Here is a 19,282-nt window from a genome sequence, read left to right as displayed (position 1 = left end):
CTGCGTCAACCTATGTGGCCCCTAGGCATGCCAACCGCTCTGCGGAACAGCCTTCGCATCCTCGGTAGTCCACCAAGGGCCGCTCGGATCGGGGCGCCGGCACGCCAATAGGTCGATGATTTGATTGCAGCGAGTTCTTCCGACATCCCCGGTTCGATGGCTGTGTCGGACGTGCTTCCATGTGCAAGCGTCCGAAGCAGGTCGAATGAAGCTTCGTCGTATCCTGTGAATTTGCTGTGGGCGGAAAGCAGAGCCTCCTCCATCGCGGCAAGCGCTCGTTCACTGCTGAACTTTGTTCTTGCCGTCATCCGACCTTGCGTAATTAACGAGGTTTGGAAGTCAGGGCTGCTGACCAGTATACGGATCTTTTTTGCTAGGTCGTCGCTGTTCGACGTCTCGAAATGAATGCCAGAGACGTAGTGTTCAACGATCTCTGGAAGCCCGCCTGTCGCAGACACGATTACGGGAGTTCCGGCGGCCATTGCTTCCAGAGCAACCAGACCAAACGGCTCGATCTTCGATGGGACCACAACTGCCAGAGCCTTGGCGTAGCAGCTTGTTGGGTCTTCTATCCGGCCGTGAAGAGTAACTAGATTAGAGACCTTCAGTTTGCGGACGAGATCCTCGAGATAGGGCCTTAATGGTCCATCGCCATAGATATCCAAGCCAACGTCTAGGTCGTTTTGCTTCAACTTCGCAACTGCGCGGATAACGGTTTCGGTGTCTTTATGTGGTTCCAGGGTGGTGACAACGCAAAGGCGGTCCCCTCGCTTGGCCGATGAGGGTGCGGGAGTTGGTACCCAATTATGGATGGTCTGAATATTGTTGACCCCGAGACTTCGAAAGTAGCGCTCTGTCCATTGCGAGCAGCATGCAATAGAGGAGGCGTTGTCAAGAATTAGCCGATCCATCGTCGCCTTGAATTGATCAATGATCTTGACGTGAACCGTGTCGATAACGCCATGAACCCATAGGAAATAAGGTATTCCAGAAAGGTGCGCGCCGAGTGCAGATTCTATGTTCACGAGTGTATTAACGATGACGATGTCCGCGTTCGTCCGCCAATACAGCTCGGCATATTCCTCCGCGGTTTTTAGGACCTGTCGGGCATAGCTCTGCTGCGTGGCCGGTGTTTCATAGAGATACCAGCGGAGCGTGGGGGAGGCGCGCCAAGGGACCGATCTCGAATCGAGAGATTTGCGAAGCGATCCGGCATTGGCATTCGGAACCAGAACGGTCGGCGTAAACTTGCTGCTCTCAAGTAATTCCGACGCGAGATTCACCAGCATGTTCTCCGCACCCGAAATATAAGGCGAGTGAGAAGCGAGGGTTACGTTCAACATTATCTGTCTCCCGCCGACGTGGTCGCGAGCAATTTAGCGAATTCAGGGGCTACGACAGGAACCGAGTAATGCTCTGCGACATTCGCGCGGGCCGCTGCGTGCATTTGCTTCAGGCGCTGCTTATCCAGCAGGCCGCTAATAGCTGAAACCCAAGATGCTTCATCTTCGGAGTCGATAACAAAAGCTCCGTTGATGCCTTCGTTTATGAACCAGGTGTAAGGCTCAAGCTTCGAATAAACGCCGACCGCACCGGCCGCGGTGATTTCGAGATACTTGTTAGGGCATTTGGAGCGAGAAGTGCGGGAATCGTCCATGGGCGCCAAGAGAATGTCAGGCCCTGCGGCACGGATTAGTTCTGCGTATCGGCTGTAAGAAGTATGTGGCAGCCGGGTGACGCTGCATCCGTCAAGTTCCCTCTCGTGTTCGGGTCGCAGAATGCCGAACAGCAAAACGTCAACATCCGGGTTGCTACGTGCCACACGAGCGAGTGCACGAAACGGCGCGCTCGAATATCGCGGCGAGCCACTGTAACCGATAAGAAATCGGCTGGATTGTTTGCGGTCAGTCTTTTCGAAGGCGGAAAGGTCAACGCTATTCGGAAGCGTAACGATCTTGCGAGCGAATGGCGCGATATCTTCCTTCAACAGGTTGTTGTAGGTGAGGACATAGTCGGAGTTTCGCGCGCCGAACATGAAGTTGTCGTAGAACGGAGTGCCGGGGCTGAAGATTGCCTTGTAAGGATCGGGCCAGTCCTTCGCGACTGTTAGCCAGTTATCGTCGATCATGTAGATTGAAGGGACTTTAAGATCGTTGCACCAGTCGAGGATTTGCCGAACCTCGTCCACCTTGCATCTCGAAAGGATAACGACGTCGCTATCTTCGACGTCCGATCGCGTCACCAAATGGTCGAACATGTTTTTGTGAGTGGCGATCCCGCTTCCCTCAAGGTGGCGAAGATAGCTCAAGAAGCAAAGCCAGTTGTGGTGATGCTCCCAGAAGCTCCCGGTGATCGTGATCCGCAGCGGTTTTTGCACTTGCTGGTGGCTTCGCGGCATCTATCGTCGGAATGCGCCGCTTTAAGAAGATCCTCTCTTTTTCGGGAAGATCGGCCAGGAAGTTCGCCTCTCGCACTTCCAGGTGTGGCGCTCTGGCAACGTAGCGCCGCCGCAAATCCGCGCTCACCGGAAGCGCGCGGGGGAAATTAGTGGAGAGGTCTGACAGGTGCTCGTTCTCAACTGTACCAATGATACGAACCAGCGCCTTTTCCGTTACGCGAATTAGAAGGTCCCAGCCCGAATCTTGTTGGAGAATCGGAGTTTCATCGAAGCCTCCGATGTCGTGGAATGCGGTTGCGGGAATACACACGTTCGATAAGTCGAAAACCGGACAGCTCGTCAGCCATCCGTGGGCAAGTACCTCCGTCGGCTGATGAGGCAAACGAAACTTCTTGATGATGGTTTGGTCGGCAACGGCAATGAGATCATTGGACCGTTCAGCGGTTTTGCATGCGGTGGAGAGCGTGGAGATTTGTTGTCGGCTGCACGGCAGATCAGGGCTCAGAAACATCAGCCTCCGACCCTTCGCGAGCTTGGCTCCGGCGTTGTAAAGCTGCGAGGGTAGTGCGTCGTGGGAGAGGTAGATCGTCGAGACGCTGCTGAAGTGATGCGGCAAGGCCTGCACCGTCGGCAATGAGGACCACTTATCGCCGGCGAAGACAAAGATCATCTCTACATCGTGATCGTCGATGTCGCGGAGATGGCGCTCTACTTTGCCTAGGTAAAGTTGGTTGAATGAGAACCGCCCGAACAGGGCGACGATGACCGAAAGCGAAATCGTCGATTTATCAAGCATTTCCAATCTTACCGGTGCCACATCCTACACGGGTACATTCCCGTCGCGACTATAAGCACGGGTACCAGGTTCGCAAGACGAACTGGCCCGCTAAACCTCTCAAAACCACACCGGAACATAGCGCTAACTCGCCCGCCCTCACGGGCCGCGAACCTATGGAGAATCCGAAATGACGTGGCGCGTGGCCAAGAGCCTGCTGCATCTGCGTGAACAGGTGAACGCCCGTTGGCCCAGCCGGCGGAAGGATTCTGACGGATCGATCGGCAATGCCGAGCACGCCTCTCGGTCGTCGGACCATAATCCATGGGTTAAGGACGGCTCCATGGGTGTCGTGACGGCGATCGACATCACCCACGATCCTGCCTCGGGCTGCGATTCCTACGCGCTCGCAGAAACCCTCCGGACGAACCGCGACCCTCGGATCAAATACGTCATCTCAAATCGTCGCATCGCGTCCGGTTCGGACGGCCCAGCGGCGTGGACGTGGCGGAAGTACACCGGCGCAAACCCTCACGATCATCACTGCCATATCTCGGTGAAGTCTCAGAAGGTGCTGTACGACGCCGAGGGCGATTGGAAATTGGCTGGCATGGCCGCGCCGGTCGAGACCCCAGCCTATGTGCCACCACCCCCGACGCTTCGTTTTGGCGACAAGGGGCCGAATGTCCAGACCTTGCAGGGCAGACTGAACGCCAATGGCGCTGTCCTGAAGGTGGACGGAGATTTCGGCGCGGCCACGCGAGATGCCGTCAAGGTTTCGCAGAAAAGGGCAAAGCTTCACGTCGATGGCATCTGCGGCCCGATGACCTGGGCTGCATTGAAGTAAACCGCGCACGGGCGGCCTCCCGCGCAAATCCTCACATCATTGGAGACGTTACATGAAATGGGACACCGTTTGGCAGATCGCGCGCTACATCCTGATCGCGGTCGGCAGCTTCGCAACCGGAAAGGGTTGGGTCACCGCTGACCAAGTCACGGCGATCGTCGGCGCCATCGGCACGATCGGCGCTGTCGTCTGGGGCTTGTTCGTCAAGTCCGGCACGACCGCAGTTCCGGATTCCACCGCCGCGCGCGCTGACGTTCCGACCGTGAGCGGCGCGACCGGCGCAGTCTCGACCGGTCCCGGTCTGTGACCTACGCGCAGATTGCCCTGCTCGTTCTGCAGATCGCGAAGTGGTTCCTCGACCGCGCTCACGATCAAAAGCAGTTCGACGCAGGGCAGGAACACCAGATTGCTGAGCAGGCGAAAGCCGTGCTCGGCATGACGGCTGAGGGCAAGCGGCTACTGGAGAAAATCAATGCGATGTCTGATGGCGATGTTGACGATCTTGCTGACGCTGTCGGCCGCGCAGGCTGATGAAGTCCAGTTCTGCTTCCTGTTCTGTTCAGTGAAGCGCGCGGCTCCGGTCGACAGTTTTTGCCAGTCCTACCAGCGCGTCAATCAAAGCGCGGCGGATTCCGCCGAAATCAAAAAGCTGTCGCGCGGGCCGAAGGTACGCCTGAACGCGAATGATGTTCTCTACCTTTGCAAATGCAGGGGTTGGGACAATCCGATTTGCTCCAAGTAATGGGAATGCTGGAATGGATACTTCGACTTGGGCAATTCTGATCGCAGCGGGAGCGCTGGCATTGAACTTCATAGACAAGATTTTCGGTGGCGGTTGGAATCTGTCGAAGAACCTCGGCGCGGTCGAGGGCAGGGTGACGGCCGCCGTCGGCACGGCCGTTGCTGGCCTAGAAGAAAAGCATAAAGAGGCGACCCACGATTTTGGAGAAACCGTCTCGGCACTTAAAGAGCACGTTCGGCAAGTCGAGTTTCACATTCGGGACAACTACATCCGCAAGGACGATTTCATCGTTCATATGAAACAGCACGACGATCTGCTGCGACTGAATTTCGCCAACATCAATTCCCGTCTCGATCGGATCGAAAAACAACTCGACCACAAGACTGCGTAATCGGCCCGGCCGCCCGGGGCATTTCCGGATACTTCCGAACGACCGGGCCTTAGCCGCCCTATGAGCGAAGACGGCGGAGAACCAAGGCCGTCCCGCTGTTCCAAGTCCCATCATCCGAAAGGACTATCCATGATCCGTTACATCGTAACGGGCGCGCTGCTTGGCGTGCTCGCGTTTGTGCTTTCCGTCGCCTCGTCGGTCATCGCACCCGCAGAGGCGAGGGGCCTGCACCCCCGGTGCAATATCGATTTTCCATGCGCTGTGCCCACGAAACCCGTGGCCGGAATCCCGACCACGAAACGCGAAGACCGCATCGCCCGCGCTGACCGTTTCCGCAATGTCGAATTCGGCTCCCCGATGTATCCGCCGGAGACGCAGCGGTCGTTCCTGCGTGAGGGGACGGGCATCGGGCCGTCTCGCTTCATTCGAGGTCGCCTTGTCTGCGCCGTGAACGTCGGGCTTGCGCTGGCCGAGCGCGGCATCAAGGGCACCGGTTCGGCGCTTGCGAAGTCCTATCTATCTTGGGGGCGCGCTTCCGGGCCGCAGCCCGGCGCCGTTGCAGTGTTCAACCGCGGCCGGCGAGGCGGCCACGTCGCCATCGTCGACAGCGTCCGGCCGGACGGTACCGTGATCTATCTCAACCCTTCGTCTCGGCGTCAGGCCTGGCAGGTCGGGCCGTACAGCCGGAGGCCGATCGCGTTTCGGGTGGCATCGTGATCATCTTCTTTGGGCTGGTCGCCGCATTCGGCGCGTTTATGACGCTCGCGGATTTCGCCGCAAAATCGAACAGCGTCGCTCCAAGCATGTACCGGTCTGATGGCACCTATCCGCTAATCGCTGTCGTCGGGCTCATCGGCATGCTCTGCGCCAAGTTCGGCCCATGACCATCCTCTGGCTGATCGGTGGCTTGCTCGCCTTCGACTTGATCGGGGCGCTGGCTCTGCACCTCATATCCGAGGCGTTCTCGTGATCAACCGCCGCGGCTTCATCGTCGTGGCCGTCTTCGGCATCTGCGCGGTCACCGTGGGCGTGATGCTCGGCCAGCCATGTGCCTTGGACAATTATGCAGCCAGACGTGTGAAATCATTTTTCCACGTCTACTGCGACTGAACCCCAGCCCGGGACCGGTTCATCCCTGGCTGCGGTAGCGTCCCCCAAAGACGCGAACCTCCCTAAACTCAAGCCGCGTCATCCTTCGGGGTGGCGCGGCTTTTTGCTTTTGGGTTCGGTTCTGGGTCTTCGGGCGGTTGGAGAAAGGGACACCTTAAGAGCGCTCCCACGGCTGCCGACGCGATCGGATCGTCCCCGCATTCCGCGCAGACGAGCGAGGTTTTAAGTTCTGCCCCACATTTTGAGCAATGCGCTTTCTGACCCATGACCCCGGCCTCCGGGGTTATTGTGCCAATGCTGTTTTACGCCTTCAAGTTGGAACCTCTAGAAATCTTCTATCCGAAGATCAGCCAAGCGCCGATGCCAATGATAGGCAAGAGGGCGACCGCGCCGATCAATATCGGAGAAGGTTCATGTCCATTGGGTGGGAACTGTTTCATCTCAATCTCGCGGGCTGCGGTTCGTCGGGGCGAGTGAGAGACCTTCCGCTTTCACCTTGTCCCGGATCGCGTCCTCCGTCCGGCCCAGCTTCATCGCGATCAGTCGGGTGGGCGTGTTCTCGGTGATCAACGTCTTCAGCGTCTGAAGATCATCGGCGCTCCAGGGCTTGCCATCGTTCTCATTTGCCATTCGAGGTATCATTCCTCTCCTCAATTCGTTTGCGCTGCGCCTCGTAGTAAACTCGCTCTGCCTGCTTGGTTCCCGAACCGCGCGTCCCGATGTTCCGGGCGAGACGTTTGTGGGCCTGGATCAGATCATGATCGTCCAGGATCACCATCAGTTCGCTGAGGGCCCACTTTTCGTCACGCGGTCCCGGCTCGATGTAAGCCGCCAGCACGTCCTGCGCGCGCGCGATGGCCTGTAAAACTTTCTCTTCATCTGTCACGGCGTTCGCTTTCGCTTAATCCAGGGACGATCGGGCTTCATGCGGCCGAGACTTTTCGGTGGACCGTTCACAATGTGCGCGACGGCGACTTGGGCGACGAACTCGCAGACCTGCTTGTCGGCCGCGAGCATCAAGGCTTTCACGCCCGCCACGACGTGTGGCTTCGCTTGCTCGGCCTTGGACAGGGTCAGGACGTAGGCCCGGGCGTCGGACAAGGTCGCTATCGGCTTGCCCTTCGGCGGCGTGATCGGTCGTACGAGCCGCATGTCCCACGACATCAGACCAGCCTCAGCGCGAACTGGCGGGCGTGGCTTGTGTAGGAATCGACGAAGTTTTGTAGGTGAGCAGGGATCGGCTCCCCGATAATGTCGTGACGACGTTGGATCTCACGCGCGATGTCTTCGGAAACGTCAGCCGACCAGCGTTCCGCGGTGTTGAAGCTCACCACGCGCATCGGGTCGTTGAACTGGCCGCTGATGAGGTCCTGGATTGTGGTTTCAAGGTCCGCCTTCTCGACGTCCGTCTCGCGGTAGGCCCGTCCGATCCGGCCAAAATCGTCCTCGACGATATAGACCGTGACGTCGCCGGGATCGGGCACAAGGGATGGGGTCCATCCTGAACGCATAACGCAACCTCAACGCAACAGAACAACTTGATTCAAGTGCGCTGATCCGAAGAGGTTCCTTCGCCCTGAAGTAAGCCGGTGACAAGACCTGCGCGGAGAGTGTGTCTTTCGTCTGCTCTTTCTGACGCACGCCACGCCGCCGGCATAACGCGAGCACCACAGGCAGGTGCTCGCTAGGGAAGGAAGCCTTCGCGCTCCGCTTCCCGCACGCGCTCCCGAGTCTCGCGAACGGTTTGAATTTTGATGCCAAGGAGTCTGGCGTGGCAGCGAATGGCCATCGCAGTCTTGTTTAAAGCTCCGCACATCCGAGCAATGGAAGCGCCAGCCGCGGCCATCTCTCTGAGCCGAGCTTCCTGCGCATCTGTCCAGGTTCTGCGGGTAATTCTCGCCATTGGCTGATCTATGATTCTGAGCATCGCCGGCTTTCAATATTTACCCCGGCGCTCGGCGACGGTAAGCGCCGGGGTTATAGAAGGGGTACATCCGCCCTTTGCATCCGAAACGCCGCTCCTCCACTCCGGTTCCTACCCAATTCGAATCGACCGGTAGGGCATTTCCGGTTACGTTAGCTGAGCTGAAGGGGTTCCTTGGCTCTGAGGCTAAGTCGGCGAAGTGGCAGGTCTGGGATGCTTTAAAAAATCTTTAGAATTGCGAAACAATTAGGGGTCATTGATCTCCCTGAAGCGGGGTTTTGATGGCTTTCGTAGCCGGGGCCCCCCGCGGCTCGTCCTTGGCGTCGCCGACGGTGACGGGCAGATATCAGGCCCTGAGGAAACAAGAGGTGTCGTGATGCCCGAGCTCCACTTCGCCAGACGTTTCCTCGGAGTGTTCTGCGCACGTTGCGGGGAACCTAACGGAATATTTGCATGTGGCCCCTCGACGTTCGATGTGCCTGATATCGCCGCAGAAGGCACCTTCAGGCTAACCTGCTCGCACTGCCAAAATTCCGATGATTATGATGCGAAGAGCATTCGCTACCTTGAGGTAGCTCCCGCGCTGTGATGTTGCCTCGGCGTAAAAAAACCGCGTCGGAACCGGGGACGGAGCCGACGCGGAAGTCTCGTCCTACCGGACAATCGTAAAACCGCAGCTTACCTGATTGTTCCCCCTTCAGCCGTTGGCTGAGGTGGAGCGCTGTAAGTATTTTCCGAAAAGTTCCTAGTTCAGGCAAAAGATAGGACTCGCTTCTGACCGCCGGGAGGCGGATACTGTCTGCATCACAGCCCGACCCGTGGCTTTTATCTGTGATGAGAACGCCAATATGCGCTCCCGCCTTCCTCTCATGGAAAGGAGCGCGCCATGATCATTCGGCGTCGTTCGAGACAGTCATCCAAAGAGCGTTTTCTGGCGGAGGCTCAAATTCTGCGCGACGAGGCAAAACTTCTCCCCTACGGACCACTCCGCGACGCTGTCCTGAAAAAGGCGCGACACGCTGAAGCGATGGCCCACATGGAGGATTGGGTTAAGTCTCCTGGCCTCCGCCCCCTTAAAAAAGACGACACTCCAGGCCCGCGCTAGTGCGCATTAAAGTCCGGCAGCGGTCCCTCCCGCCCAAACCTTGGAAGTGGGAAATCTATGTCGGGAAGCGCCTCATAACGTCATCTCACGAGTGCTATGCCTCGCAACACGAAGCCCACGCTTACGGGAGGGCGGAGCTTGATCGGATCGTTCTAGATTTTGCAACACGTCCGAAAGGACCGCGATAAGGTGAGCCATGCGTCGGGGCAGGGTGCCAGCGGCGTCGTTGCTCGCGGGCTTTCCCCAGCCACTGCCCAATCGCTTCGCCCAGGCGGCTGAACTTCTCCTAAAAACGGAATTATGTCCTCCGAGAGGAGGGAGAATGCCGCGGTATTTTTTCAACATTTTCCATGATCGCACTCATATCGACTTCGTGGGCGAGGAGTTGCCGGACAAGCATGCGGCTTGAGCAGAAGCAACGCGTGCGGCCGGCGCGATCATCGAGGACATCGACGGCAAATTAAGGCCTGGCCATGACTGGCGCATGGAAGTGACGGACGAGTTCCAAAATCCGCTATGGGAAATTCCCGTCAAAGCTGAAAAGAAGTGAGAAGGCCGCTGGGGCGAGCTAAGACGACGTATGGGCGGCCCGGATGTGATCCATCACGCCCGATATCGTGATCCTCGCGCCGCAAAAACAATGCGACCAGCCATCCGGAGATTGCGTCGGCATCCGGCACCCGGCGTCCCACATCGCATATTTCCAAGCTGTATGGGCCTCCTGGAATCGGAAAGCGTCACGATCAGTCTCCGTGATCGTCGGCGCAACCCTGTCCCACGCTCTCTGGAATTCAGCCCGAGCCTCCTCGAACGTATCGGCGCTTCCTGTTTCGCGGCCCCAGCATCCCCATTGCCAGGTCATGGAGCCTTCGGTGGCGTTCACATGCCGCATGACCCCGACACGCACGTCACCGTCCCAGATGCTCCACTGCTCAAGGTGCTCAGTAGCGTCCCGTCGGCGGGTGAGGGTCATTCCGGGGCTCCCCGTGGGGACAAGATTAAGGCTTCCGCTTCAGATCCCGCTCAAGCTTCGCCCAGACCTCAGCGTCGGCCTTCCTGGTCTCGTCCATCGCAAGGTCGAACGCGGACGGCTTCACCGTCTCCAGCACGCGCGTGAAGTCATCCACGGCCTTGTCATCGGCATAGCGGGATTTGGTCCGCCGCCGGAAGAACGACAGGATGCTCATGGCTTCACCGGCCGCAGTTTCGAGCCGTGCTCAGCGACGAAGCCGAGGCGTTTACCGGTCACGATCTTGTCTAGGGGCGAGGGCATGGAGCCGATTTAAGCGCATGAACGGAAAGAGAACAAGGCCCCGAAGATTGGTTGCCATCAGAGATGAAAATCGTAATGAATTCAATCCGGGTATTTTGCACCGGTTGTCAAAATTCGCGAGCTATTTCAATCCATGCCCCTCATCTGGGGGACTAGGGGTCGGAGGTTCGAATCCTCTCGCTCCGACCATTCAGGCTCCTGACAAGCGGATGAGCTATTCTCTGCTCGATTCGCCGGGAGCTTCCATGAACGAGACCTTGATTTCCGCCTGCCAGATGTTCCTCATCCCGGCGACAATCCTGTTTGCGGCTGTCGGCGTGGCCAACAGCCCTGGCCTGAAGCTGCTTGTCTGCTTGCTCGGCGTCGCGACTGCGGGGCTCTGGATTTACCGCGTCTGGTACTGGGCGGGCTTGTCGCTGATGGACCGAAGGACGGCCCTGGGGCTGGCCGGCCTCTATGCGCTCGCTTGGGTGTTCACGTTCCTGGTTCAGCTCAAGAACATGTTCTCGCGCGGTTACAGCGGACGCTGATCTGGCTTCAGGCGGGACGCGGAAAAGCTTTCGCCGCGTTCACAGCGCGTTCCAGCAGATCGATGTCGACTGTCGAGACGATCGGACTGCTGGCGCCTTTGGCTGCTGCCTCCACGGTATGAGATTGGCAGAAGACCAGAAGGTAGTTGAGCTGAAAAAACGTCGTCAGATTGAGCGCCCAGCGCTCCGGTGCAAAGTTCCGCCGCGACCAGTAATTGATGTACGTCGTGGGCATCAGGTCGATCAATGTTGACCTGGGTCTGGAGAACGGAAGGTTTCCGAACGCGGAGCCGTGCGCAGCGACAACAATATCCGCACCGTGAAACAAGCTTACTTGCTCCTCAAATGCGAGATTCCCGGGCTCGATAATCGCAAAGCCCATTTTCATGAGTGCGCGAACAACCTCGTCTTCGTTGGAAATTGTCCGATCCGAGTAGGTGACCTGATTCCGTCGCGTCAGATAAATCATCTTCCTCGACGACGGGCGGACGGTTTCTGGAAGCCTGGTCAGCGATTGGCAAATTTCTCGAACCGGGCGGAAACAGTTCCGCGAGTCGATGGCTGTCGATAAGATTACCTCACGGCAGACCGCAACATCCTTTGTAATAAATTTCACATGCGATGCGATGTCGAATCCCGCCGCGCCGAGAATGCGTGGACCCCATGCCGGGAAGAATGACGGAATCAGAATTTTTGCGCGCCCTGACAGGATCACGTCCCGTAACAACAGGATGGGCGCGAGACAGTCGAAAATGAAATGACCATATGCCGGGCTGGCGCGGTGAAAGCAGTGGATGACCGGCTCATCGACCATTTGCCTCGACGACTGTGGTGAGAGCGCCCGTGTATTCGCGAGGCCAGGATCGATAGCTTCGGCTATCGACGCGGTTTCGTGCAAGACGCGGCCGGCCCTGTCGATGCAGACCCCTAGTTGATCGTCGATTGTTATGTCGCTTATTCGAGCGAACTTCACGTCCGCAGACGTGAAGTCCCTGTCGCCGAATATCGTCGATATCTCGGATGGGGAGGGGGCGCTGGTACGCTGGAAAATCTCGAAAGGAGTCGAGCGCTGAATCAGACGAGACGGAAACGAGCAGTGCCCAAGTTTCGATGTCCAGAAGACCTCATCCCGGGTCAGCGGCTGACCGGCCCACTCATCGGCCGCGATAGTTGAATAGTTCATCGAAACGGTTTCATGAGGGCGCGATAGACCGACCGCGCCACGGCAAATGTTGTTGGATATCCGCGCAAACTGCGGTGCGCCCACAACCTGAGATTTTCAATGCGGTCAGCACGCTTTTTTCGGTTCTTGAGGCGGGTGTTGCTTGTGAAGCCGTCGCTCAGTCTCGAGCGCCCGCGCTTTGATCGGTAAGTGGCGTCCAGGAAGCCGTTGCCGTACTTGATGTCTGCCTCGAGGTGGCAACCCTCGGCCCATTCGTTCCATGCATTGATAAAAATGAGACGATCGTTCGGGTCTCGTTCAGCGATCGTCTTTTCGCTGGCCTCGTTCAGCCAGCGTTCGTAGTTGTCGGGGTTCCCGTCCAGAACGATCAGCGGATTGGTCTTCCTTCGTGCGGTGTTATCCCACGATGGGAAGAGGCCGCGATAAACACGCCGCTTGCGATAGTCGTGGCTGAGATACTGGGTCGCAACGTCATTGAACTTCAGCGCGACGGCCTCCGTCGTGCTTCCGATACCGGGGAGATCGCTGGCGTAGTTCTTGACCAGACAGTTGTGCGGTGGAAACTCAACGCCGGCGTCGAAGCCGAAATGTTCAAAGCTGGTGTTGCCGTGGGTCAGAGCCGCAACCAGATGGATCTCGCCGATTCCGTTTCCCCGGCAGAATTCGCGCCAGCGCCGGACCGTCGCGGCGGGCTCGGGAATCTGCTGCGGCCGGTAAACCACCAGCAGGGGTTTTCCATCGACCCGCAGATAGCGCCGATCCCGGAAGAAGGGCAGCAGGCTTTCGATGAAGTCGATGTCGTTTTTGGGAGAATAGGTCTGTTCGATCAGGATCTCGCGCTCGGATGCGTCCCATGCCCGTGTCCAGTTTTCATTCGCCCAGCAAAGGCAGAACTCGATATCTGCTTTCTTGTCGGAGAGAAATTCATCGACAGGGCGTTCGAGCAGACGGCGGCCGCCGAACCAGTAGTAGTGGAAACAGAACGCATCTATGCCGTGGGCCTTGGCCTCCCGAATTTGCTGATGCTGAACGTGCCGGTCTCGTAGATCGTAAAATCCGTTGCTGGGCAGGTGAGGCTGATAGTGTCCGTCAAATAGAGGCCGGGCCTTGGTGGCATTGGTCCACTCGGTAAACCCCTTGCCCCACCACGCGTCGTTCTCAGGAATGGGATGGAATTGCGGAAGATAGAAAGCAATGTATTTCAGCTTGTTCGCCTGCCCGACCGTTTGCTCGGTCAAGTCGATGCCTTTCTGACCCGGGTTTCGATCAATCGGTTCGGCGCGCACGACGACTTGATACACATGTGCGTATTGGGTCGACTCGAATGCGTCACGTTTCGATTGCGATGTCTGTTCCCATCGCTCTGAAAATTCCGATTCTTCGGGCGGGACAACCACAAAAGCGGCTTCGGTAATCTTGAGCCGTGCCCGCGCAAACAAGTCCTGTATGTTCTTGATGCCGAAAAACCGGATATGGGTGCGGTCGAGAAGACCCCAGTCACGATACTCAAAGTCGTTATCGGCGAGGCATGCCATAACCGCCGCGTGGCCCACGTGAGGTATGGAAACGACGAGGCTGCCACTCGCGCTGAGAAGATCGCCGGCCAGCCTGAGCGTTGTCCATGGATCGTAAAGATGCTCGAGAACATCCGCGATGACGACAGCGTCAAATTTCTTCCCGTTGAGGGCGCTTGGCCAGTCAGGCTCATTCAGATCCGCATGAAACACTTCTTTGCAGAAAGTGCGAAGGAGTTCGACGCATTTCGGGTCGCGCTCGATGGCGGTAACCTCACATCCGTTGCTGCCAGCCATCACACGCGAGATTGAGCCCGGGCCTGCGCCGATTTCCAGTACCGTCTTGTTGTTGCCCACAAAACGCAACACGTTCGCCGGTGCGGTATTACTGCTTTTGTCGATCTCGTAAGAATAAATGTCCGCCGCCGATTTCATAAATCTCTTCTTTCAAACAGTTCCGCGTTGAAGCCGCGTCAGGGCGGTTTCAGCGCATTGCGCAAAATGAGACATGGCTGACTTCGGATGCCATGTGATTTGGTCAAAACAAAAAGATCGTTCAATTTGCTCGTAGTGTGATCGGAATACCGGAAGAACTCCACGAAAAAGATGCAGTATAAATGGGTCTAGCGGGCGAATTATACTTAATGTGAATTCGCTCAACTATAGATACACCCCACGCGATATATATGGATGGTATGATCTGCTAGCTTTTCCGCATAATCCATCTGACTAGCTTGTAATACTGCCGTTTCTTTTAAGAATATTTAGTTATGTCGATTGCGTCGAAACACGTTTGCATTCTGATGGGTATCAAGAACGGGGAGAGCTATCTCGGTGAGCAGCTCCAGTCCATTCAAGCGCAAACCCACCGGAATTGGTCTTTGGTCGCTTCCGATGACGGTTCGTCGGACCGATCCGTCGATGTCGTAAGACAATTCGTTAATAGCTGCGGGTCGCCGGTGGCTATTCGCTCGGGACCGAGGGCAGGGTTCTCGGCCAACTTCATGTCGCTCGCGCGAAGTAAGGATTGGCACGCTGATTATTTCGCGTTCAGCGACCAGGACGATATTTGGTATGCCGACAAACTGGATCGTGCCGTTCGCCGGCTCGAATCGATCTCTCAGGACATTCCTGCGATTTATTGCTCGCGCACGGAACTGGTGGATGGAGACGGGCGCCATATTGGGTTCTCGCCTTTGTTCAGAAAACCCCCTTCCTTCCAGCATGCCCTGGTGCAAAACATCGCGAGCGGAAACACCATGGTGTTTAACCGCAATGCCAAGCGCCTGTTCGAGATAACTCCTGATCTTGAAGTGAATTCGCATGACTGGTGGGGATATCAGCTCGTGAGCGGCGCGGGCGGCATCGTGTTTTATGATTCGGAGCCAACAATGAAATATCGCCAGCATGGCCGAAATGCTGTCGGACTGGAAACGACACTTTGGTCTCGGTGGGGGCGTGTCAGGGCGATATTCGCCGGGGGTCTCAGCGCGATGATGGATTTGAACGTTCAAGCGTTGCAGGCATCGAGAGCGCATCTCACGAATAAAAGTCAGATGGTTCTTGATGATTTTGCGGCCGCGCGAGACGCACAGTTCGCTACCCGTCTCTACAAGCTTTGGAAGTCTGGTGTGTACCGTCAAACGTTGCCGGCGACCTACACGCTTTGGCTCGCGGCGATTACGCGAAAACTCTAACTGGCGCGGTCAGTATTGATTTCTCTCACGGACGCGTTCTTTAGCGGGGCAGTGATGAGGCCTTCGATAACTGCCAACACTCTGTCTTTACCGGCCGTGTGAGAAAACTGGCTGGCGAATGCGGCGTGCCCGTTTGATGACAGCTTTTGCCACAGGACAGGATCGCTGCAAGCCGCCAGAATCTGGTCGGCCATATCGATAGGGGAATCGGCAATGAGAATGTTCTCATTGTGCACGAGTTGCATCCCTTCCGCAGCGATCTTGGTTGCAACAACAGGAACGCCATAACTCAGGCTTGTCACGATCTTTCCCTTGATTCCGCCGCCGAACCGGAGCGGAGCGATGCTCAGCCGGCAACCCGCAAATAGCGGCTGGAGATCCTTGACATAGCCGCGCACGTCGATGCTGTCGCTGGCCAGATCCGATATCTCGCTTGGGATTTTCGAGCCGACGATCACGAGGCGTTCTCTAAATCCTTTCGCGAGCAGGTACGGCCAGACCTCGCGCGCGAACCACAACACAGCGTCGGCATTCGGTGTATGACCAAAGCCGCCGATGAAAAGAATATCCCGTCGATCATCGAAGCCTGCGATCGAGGAAGCCGATTGCGGTTTCTTGCCGCGCAGTTTTGCCCATTGATTTCCGAACCATCCGATGCCGCTCACTGCGGACCCCACAGAAGGCGTTTCGCGGAGAATTGGAATCTGATGAACCGGAGCGCCGGGCGCGAGTGTTTTCAGCAGCTCCCTTTCGTAAGTGCTCACGACAATTGTCGCGTCTGCCCGCTGGATGAGATCAAGTTCGGTGACCCGCATCTCGCCGGCGGAACGTATCTGGGAGGGATCGTTGCTGAGCGCAGCTTCCCGCTCCATCCGCAAAAAATGCAGATCGACGGGATGGAAGAGGATTTTCGTGTTTGGCGCGGCGTTGCGGGCGAGATCGAACAAATGGACCGCAACGTGGGCGCGATAAAACAGGATGATATCGTGACGCGGGCCAAGGGTTTCGATGATGTCGTAGATCGAGGGCCATTTTGGTGATGATAACGCCTCAATGCCCAATTGCTGGAGCGCTCGGGTGTAGCGTCCGGCTTTCTGAAGGTCGAACGGCGCGAACGTGACCTCGTAACCGGATCGGGCAAGAATTTGGAGATACGAGAATGTACTCGCCGATCCGCTGTCCTGATCAGGCTTCGGCGTTGAATGATCGACGATCAGAATGCGCCCGCGCACTTTGCTAAAGCCGATTAATTTTGAACATCGGGATGGAGCTGTTCAGCATCTTCATTGCGCCGGGTTGGCTTTTTCCGATCACGGCGAGATCCCAGGTGTCATTTGAGCGAATGTGAGGCAAGGTGACCTCCGCCAGCCATGGCGCAAGCCGGAATTTTCCATTGTTTTCGATCAGGTCGGAATCGTAAACGGCCAGATCATAACCGTCACTCAGAAGTCGTTGCGCCAGATCTACCAAGGGGCTTTGTCTGATATCATCTGTATTCGGCTTGAAGCTCAAGCCGACAAGCAGGATGCGTGAGCGGGGCGGAGCGCGTCGCTTGATCTCTGAGATCAGGAAATCGGTGTGAGCCTGATTGCTCGGAACAATATGATCAATGACCGGAGCGCTTATCCCTGAACTTCGCATGCATTGGGTGAGTGCGAGAATATCCTTTGTCAGGCAAGGTCCTCCGAAAGCTCCGCCCGGCTGAAGGTATGCAGCCGAGAGGTTCAGCTTTGAGTCCATACAGAAGATCTGGAAAAGCTCTGACGGACTGATGCCGAAGCCAAGTGCAAGACGGCCTATTTCATTCGCGAAGCTGACCTTCAAGGCGTGGAAACCGTTATCAGCAAACTTGATGAGTTCAGCGGTTTCAAGAGAAGTCGTGACGATTGGCGCGTCGATGCACGCATAAAGCTCTTTGAGCTTTTCCGCGTTCCCTGGATTTTGCTCTCCAATGACAATTCTTGCAGGCGCAAAATAGTCGGCAAGGGCGCATCCCTCACGCATGAATTCGGGGTGATAGGCGACGCTGTAGTGTTGATCCAGCGCTTCGCCGGCCGCGGCGATAAGTGTTGGGATGACCGCCTTGCGCATTGAGCCGGGAATCATCGTGCTTCGGAAGACCAGCAAAATTGGCGGCAATTCCGGTGGCCTCAACCGGATGGATTCTCCCAAGGTTTGCGATGCTGCCCGAAGGTCCGAAAGATCGAGGCTGCCGTCAGGCAAGCCGCGAGTGCCGACACAGACGAAGGCGACATCAGCTTCTGCGATTTCATTCAAACCGGTTGCTATTGACAGGCGCCCCTGTGAGTGGCTCGCCGCTATGATCTCGCCAACCTGCGGCTCTCGAAATGGTATGAGCCCGCGCCCCAGGAGATCGCAGATCTCAGCATCGCTATCCATTCCAATAACAGTATGCCCGTCCCGCAGGAGACCAGCGGCGGTCACGATCCCGACATGCCCAAGACCACAAATAACAACACGCATTAGATGCCTTCGTACGAACTATTCGTTGGGAAGTTTCTTGAGTATCGCCGGCGTCTGCTGCCGGTTCAGAGAAATTATGTTTGTATTCTAGATGTTCAGTGGTTTGAGCGCTGCCCAAATAATCGCTTCCGGAATGGACTGGCGCCGCACAGATGCCGATGGATCGAAAGAGGCCCTTTTGAACACCGTCGACCATGAGGTGAGAAGCAGCGTTATCGTAACTTGCCTCGCGCTGCCACGGGAAGGATGCCCACGATTTCATCACCGCGAACCATCACGACTTCATCGGCCATGTTGACCACTACGCAGACGTGGTTGGGCACGATGCGCACCACATCTCCCACGGCTGGCCGGGTGTTGCTTTTTGTCAGGTCGAGAAAGCCATGCTCTTCTGCGAAGCGCGCGATCCGGGCTTCAGGATGCTCCAGGATCAGGCCGTAGCCGTCGAGGCCGCCGCTATCGGCGGTCAGGGTTTTTGAACCTGCGTCGAGAATGCCGCGACCCGGCGCAGCGCGGCTAACCACGGTGGAGTAGACGTGCAGGGCGCAGTCATCCCACGTTGCCACACCGGCGGCGACCTGCATGCGATCATTGTAGATATAGGTCCCCGGCCGGTGTTCGGTGGCGCCCTTGAGTTTTCCGACGTTCTTAAGGTTCGGTGATCCGCCGGTCGATACAATCGCGGGATCGAGGCCTAGCTCGCGCAGGCCGGCCAGGGCCTCGTCGTAGAAGCGCTGGGCCTCGCTCCAGCCTGTCTCGGTTGGATACATCAGAAGCCCTGCGAACGAGAGCCCCGGGGTGCTCACAATCTGGCCAGCGAGGGCGATGGCTTCGGCTGGTGTCTCGACACCAGCGCGCTTGCGGCCGGTATCGCACTCGATCACGACCGGCAGAGCGCGGCCGGCGGCCGCAGCGGCGACCTGTAGTCCGGTGATGACGACCGGATTGTCCGCGGCCACTGTGACGCTCGTTCTTGCCAGCAGGGCACCAAGGCGCGCCATCTTTTCATCGCCGATCAGGTTATAGCTGATGAGGATGTCGTTGATCCCGCCGTCGGCCATCACTTCTGCTTCCCCCAGCTTCTGGCAGGTGATGCCTTTCGCTCCGGCTTCGATCTGGAGCCGGGCAAGGAGAGGGCTTTTATGAGTTTTGATATGGGGCCTGTTGGCGACGCCTGCGTCGTCGCAGATCTTCTGAACGCGCGCGATGTTGCGCTCCACGCGGTCCATATCGACGACGAGAGCCGGTGTTCCGTATTCGCGGGCGATCTTTAAGGCGAGCGGGCTGGTCAAGATTGCTTCCTTCTCTT

24 protein-coding genes and 1 pseudogene are annotated in these 19,282 nt (G+C 57.2%); 11 read left to right on the top strand and 14 right to left on the bottom strand.

Translation table 11 applies throughout. The features are described from left to right. Positions 1-5: 5 nt before the first annotated feature. From AC1RM7_RS04485 to AC1RM7_RS04475, 3 genes are read right to left on the bottom strand one after another with little or no spacing between them, the layout of a single operon-like run. Entirely contained in the window at positions 6-1,343 is a 1,338-nt protein-coding gene (locus AC1RM7_RS04485; protein ID WP_492838624.1) for a glycosyltransferase family 4 protein, read from the bottom strand. Then, the gene (locus AC1RM7_RS04480; RefSeq protein WP_492838622.1) at positions 1,343-2,308 is read right to left on the bottom strand and encodes a glycosyltransferase family protein; all 966 of its coding nucleotides are present in this window, start codon (positions 2,306-2,308) and stop codon (positions 1,343-1,345) included. The genes AC1RM7_RS04485 and AC1RM7_RS04480 overlap by 1 nt, the downstream gene beginning before the upstream one ends. Beyond that, positions 2,286-3,194: a glycosyltransferase family protein gene (locus tag AC1RM7_RS04475; RefSeq protein ID WP_492838620.1), complete on the bottom strand. Its 909-nt coding sequence runs from the start codon at positions 3,192-3,194 to the stop codon at positions 2,286-2,288. The genes AC1RM7_RS04480 and AC1RM7_RS04475 overlap by 23 nt, the downstream gene beginning before the upstream one ends. A 169-nt stretch (positions 3,195-3,363) precedes the next feature. Here AC1RM7_RS04475 and AC1RM7_RS04470 point away from each other — a divergent pair, with 169 nt between their 5' ends. The 8 genes from AC1RM7_RS04470 to AC1RM7_RS04435 all read left to right on the top strand — a co-directional run bounded on the left by AC1RM7_RS04470 (position 3,364) and on the right by AC1RM7_RS04435 (position 6,263). Then, the gene (locus tag AC1RM7_RS04470; protein ID WP_492838618.1) at positions 3,364-4,020 is read left to right on the top strand and encodes a peptidoglycan-binding domain-containing protein; all 657 of its coding nucleotides are present in this window, start codon (positions 3,364-3,366) and stop codon (positions 4,018-4,020) included. A gap of 52 nt (positions 4,021-4,072) precedes the next feature. Further along, the gene (locus tag AC1RM7_RS04465; protein ID WP_492838616.1) at positions 4,073-4,327 is read left to right on the top strand and encodes a Pam3-gp28 family putative phage holin; all 255 of its coding nucleotides are present in this window, start codon (positions 4,073-4,075) and stop codon (positions 4,325-4,327) included. Next, the gene (locus tag AC1RM7_RS04460) at positions 4,324-4,551 is read left to right on the top strand and encodes a hypothetical protein (protein ID WP_492838614.1); all 228 of its coding nucleotides are present in this window, start codon (positions 4,324-4,326) and stop codon (positions 4,549-4,551) included. Before AC1RM7_RS04465 ends, AC1RM7_RS04460 begins: the two co-directional genes overlap by 4 nt. Continuing rightward, complete coding sequence (locus AC1RM7_RS04455) at positions 4,511-4,762, top strand: hypothetical protein (RefSeq protein WP_492943881.1); 252 nt, start codon at positions 4,511-4,513, stop codon at positions 4,760-4,762. Before AC1RM7_RS04460 ends, AC1RM7_RS04455 begins: the two co-directional genes overlap by 41 nt. Before the next feature lie 13 nt (positions 4,763-4,775). Beyond that, entirely contained in the window at positions 4,776-5,153 is a 378-nt protein-coding gene (locus AC1RM7_RS04450) for a hypothetical protein (RefSeq protein ID WP_492943880.1), read from the top strand. 129 nt (positions 5,154-5,282) lie between these two features. Beyond that, positions 5,283-5,870, top strand: coding sequence for a CHAP domain-containing protein (locus AC1RM7_RS04445; RefSeq protein WP_492838610.1), 588 nt, complete (start codon positions 5,283-5,285; stop codon positions 5,868-5,870). Then, positions 5,867-6,037 (top strand): hypothetical protein, encoded by a 171-nt coding sequence (locus AC1RM7_RS04440; protein WP_492838608.1) that lies wholly within the window; start codon positions 5,867-5,869, stop codon positions 6,035-6,037. The genes AC1RM7_RS04445 and AC1RM7_RS04440 overlap by 4 nt, the downstream gene beginning before the upstream one ends. 82 nt (positions 6,038-6,119) lie before the next feature. After that, entirely contained in the window at positions 6,120-6,263 is a 144-nt protein-coding gene (locus tag AC1RM7_RS04435) for a hypothetical protein (protein ID WP_492838607.1), read from the top strand. 441 nt (positions 6,264-6,704) lie between these two features. Here the strand turns inward: AC1RM7_RS04435 and AC1RM7_RS04430 are convergent, their stop codons facing one another. The 4 genes from AC1RM7_RS04430 to AC1RM7_RS04415 are packed head-to-tail and all read right to left on the bottom strand — an operon-like array spanning position 6,705 to position 7,747. Beyond that, on the bottom strand, positions 6,705-6,893 hold the full coding sequence (locus AC1RM7_RS04430) for a hypothetical protein (protein WP_492838605.1): 189 nt from the start codon (positions 6,891-6,893) through the stop codon (positions 6,705-6,707). Then, positions 6,883-7,149: a hypothetical protein gene (locus AC1RM7_RS04425; RefSeq protein ID WP_492838603.1), complete on the bottom strand. Its 267-nt coding sequence runs from the start codon at positions 7,147-7,149 to the stop codon at positions 6,883-6,885. Before AC1RM7_RS04425 ends, AC1RM7_RS04430 begins: the two co-directional genes overlap by 11 nt. Next, the gene (locus tag AC1RM7_RS04420) at positions 7,146-7,415 is read right to left on the bottom strand and encodes a hypothetical protein (protein ID WP_492943879.1); all 270 of its coding nucleotides are present in this window, start codon (positions 7,413-7,415) and stop codon (positions 7,146-7,148) included. The genes AC1RM7_RS04425 and AC1RM7_RS04420 overlap by 4 nt, the downstream gene beginning before the upstream one ends. Before the next feature lie 11 nt (positions 7,416-7,426). After that, on the bottom strand, positions 7,427-7,747 hold the full coding sequence (locus AC1RM7_RS04415) for a hypothetical protein (protein WP_492838599.1): 321 nt from the start codon (positions 7,745-7,747) through the stop codon (positions 7,427-7,429). Positions 7,748-9,713: 1,966 nt separating this feature from the next. Between AC1RM7_RS04415 and AC1RM7_RS04410 the strand changes: the two are divergent. Further along, positions 9,714-9,842: pseudogene (locus AC1RM7_RS04410) on the top strand (DUF6894 family protein); the annotation flags it as partial. 18 nt (positions 9,843-9,860) lie between these two features. Here the strand turns inward: AC1RM7_RS04410 and AC1RM7_RS04405 are convergent. Next, positions 9,861-10,265: a hypothetical protein gene (locus AC1RM7_RS04405; protein ID WP_492838597.1), complete on the bottom strand. Its 405-nt coding sequence runs from the start codon at positions 10,263-10,265 to the stop codon at positions 9,861-9,863. A 25-nt stretch (positions 10,266-10,290) separates the two neighbouring features. Continuing rightward, positions 10,291-10,479 carry a hypothetical protein gene (locus tag AC1RM7_RS04400; RefSeq protein ID WP_492838595.1) on the bottom strand — a complete coding sequence of 63 codons (189 nt, stop codon included), beginning with the start codon at positions 10,477-10,479 and terminating at the stop codon, positions 10,291-10,293. Positions 10,480-10,810: 331 nt separating this feature from the next. Between AC1RM7_RS04400 and AC1RM7_RS04395 the strand changes: the two genes are divergently transcribed. After that, positions 10,811-11,095 (top strand): hypothetical protein, encoded by a 285-nt coding sequence (locus AC1RM7_RS04395; protein ID WP_492838593.1) that lies wholly within the window; start codon positions 10,811-10,813, stop codon positions 11,093-11,095. A gap of 7 nt (positions 11,096-11,102) precedes the next feature. On the opposite strand, the gene AC1RM7_RS04390 is transcribed toward AC1RM7_RS04395, so the two are convergent. Together AC1RM7_RS04390 and AC1RM7_RS04385 are read right to left on the bottom strand one after the other, a co-directional pair. Beyond that, the gene (locus AC1RM7_RS04390; RefSeq protein WP_492838591.1) at positions 11,103-12,278 is read right to left on the bottom strand and encodes a glycosyltransferase family 61 protein; all 1,176 of its coding nucleotides are present in this window, start codon (positions 12,276-12,278) and stop codon (positions 11,103-11,105) included. Further along, positions 12,275-14,227, bottom strand: a complete 1,953-nt coding sequence (locus tag AC1RM7_RS04385) for a glycoside hydrolase family 99-like domain-containing protein (RefSeq protein WP_492838589.1) — start codon at positions 14,225-14,227, stop codon at positions 12,275-12,277. Before AC1RM7_RS04385 ends, AC1RM7_RS04390 begins: the two co-directional genes overlap by 4 nt. Before the next feature lie 368 nt (positions 14,228-14,595). Here AC1RM7_RS04385 and AC1RM7_RS04380 point away from each other — a divergent pair, with 368 nt between their 5' ends. Further along, positions 14,596-15,489 carry a glycosyltransferase family 2 protein gene (locus tag AC1RM7_RS04380; protein ID WP_492943878.1) on the top strand — a complete coding sequence of 298 codons (894 nt, stop codon included), beginning with the start codon at positions 14,596-14,598 and terminating at the stop codon, positions 15,487-15,489. On the opposite strand, the gene AC1RM7_RS04375 is transcribed toward AC1RM7_RS04380, so the two are convergent. The 3 genes from AC1RM7_RS04375 to AC1RM7_RS04365 all read right to left on the bottom strand — a co-directional run bounded on the left by AC1RM7_RS04375 (position 15,486) and on the right by AC1RM7_RS04365 (position 19,265). After that, a complete protein-coding gene (locus AC1RM7_RS04375; RefSeq protein WP_492943877.1) occupies positions 15,486-16,721 on the bottom strand; it encodes a glycosyltransferase family 4 protein in 1,236 nt (411 codons plus the stop codon). The genes AC1RM7_RS04380 and AC1RM7_RS04375 overlap by 4 nt on opposite strands. Before the next feature lie 4 nt (positions 16,722-16,725). After that, positions 16,726-17,973, bottom strand: a complete 1,248-nt coding sequence (locus tag AC1RM7_RS04370) for a nucleotide sugar dehydrogenase (protein ID WP_492838583.1) — start codon at positions 17,971-17,973, stop codon at positions 16,726-16,728. Positions 17,974-18,185: 212 nt separating this feature from the next. Further along, positions 18,186-19,265 carry a D-TA family PLP-dependent enzyme gene (locus AC1RM7_RS04365; protein WP_492838581.1) on the bottom strand — a complete coding sequence of 360 codons (1,080 nt, stop codon included), beginning with the start codon at positions 19,263-19,265 and terminating at the stop codon, positions 18,186-18,188. Between the last annotated feature and the right edge of the window lie 17 nt (positions 19,266-19,282).

The organism is Afipia sp. GW822-FHT03D08, assembly GCF_058801645.1.
This window is presented reverse-complemented; position numbering and strand designations above follow the sequence as displayed.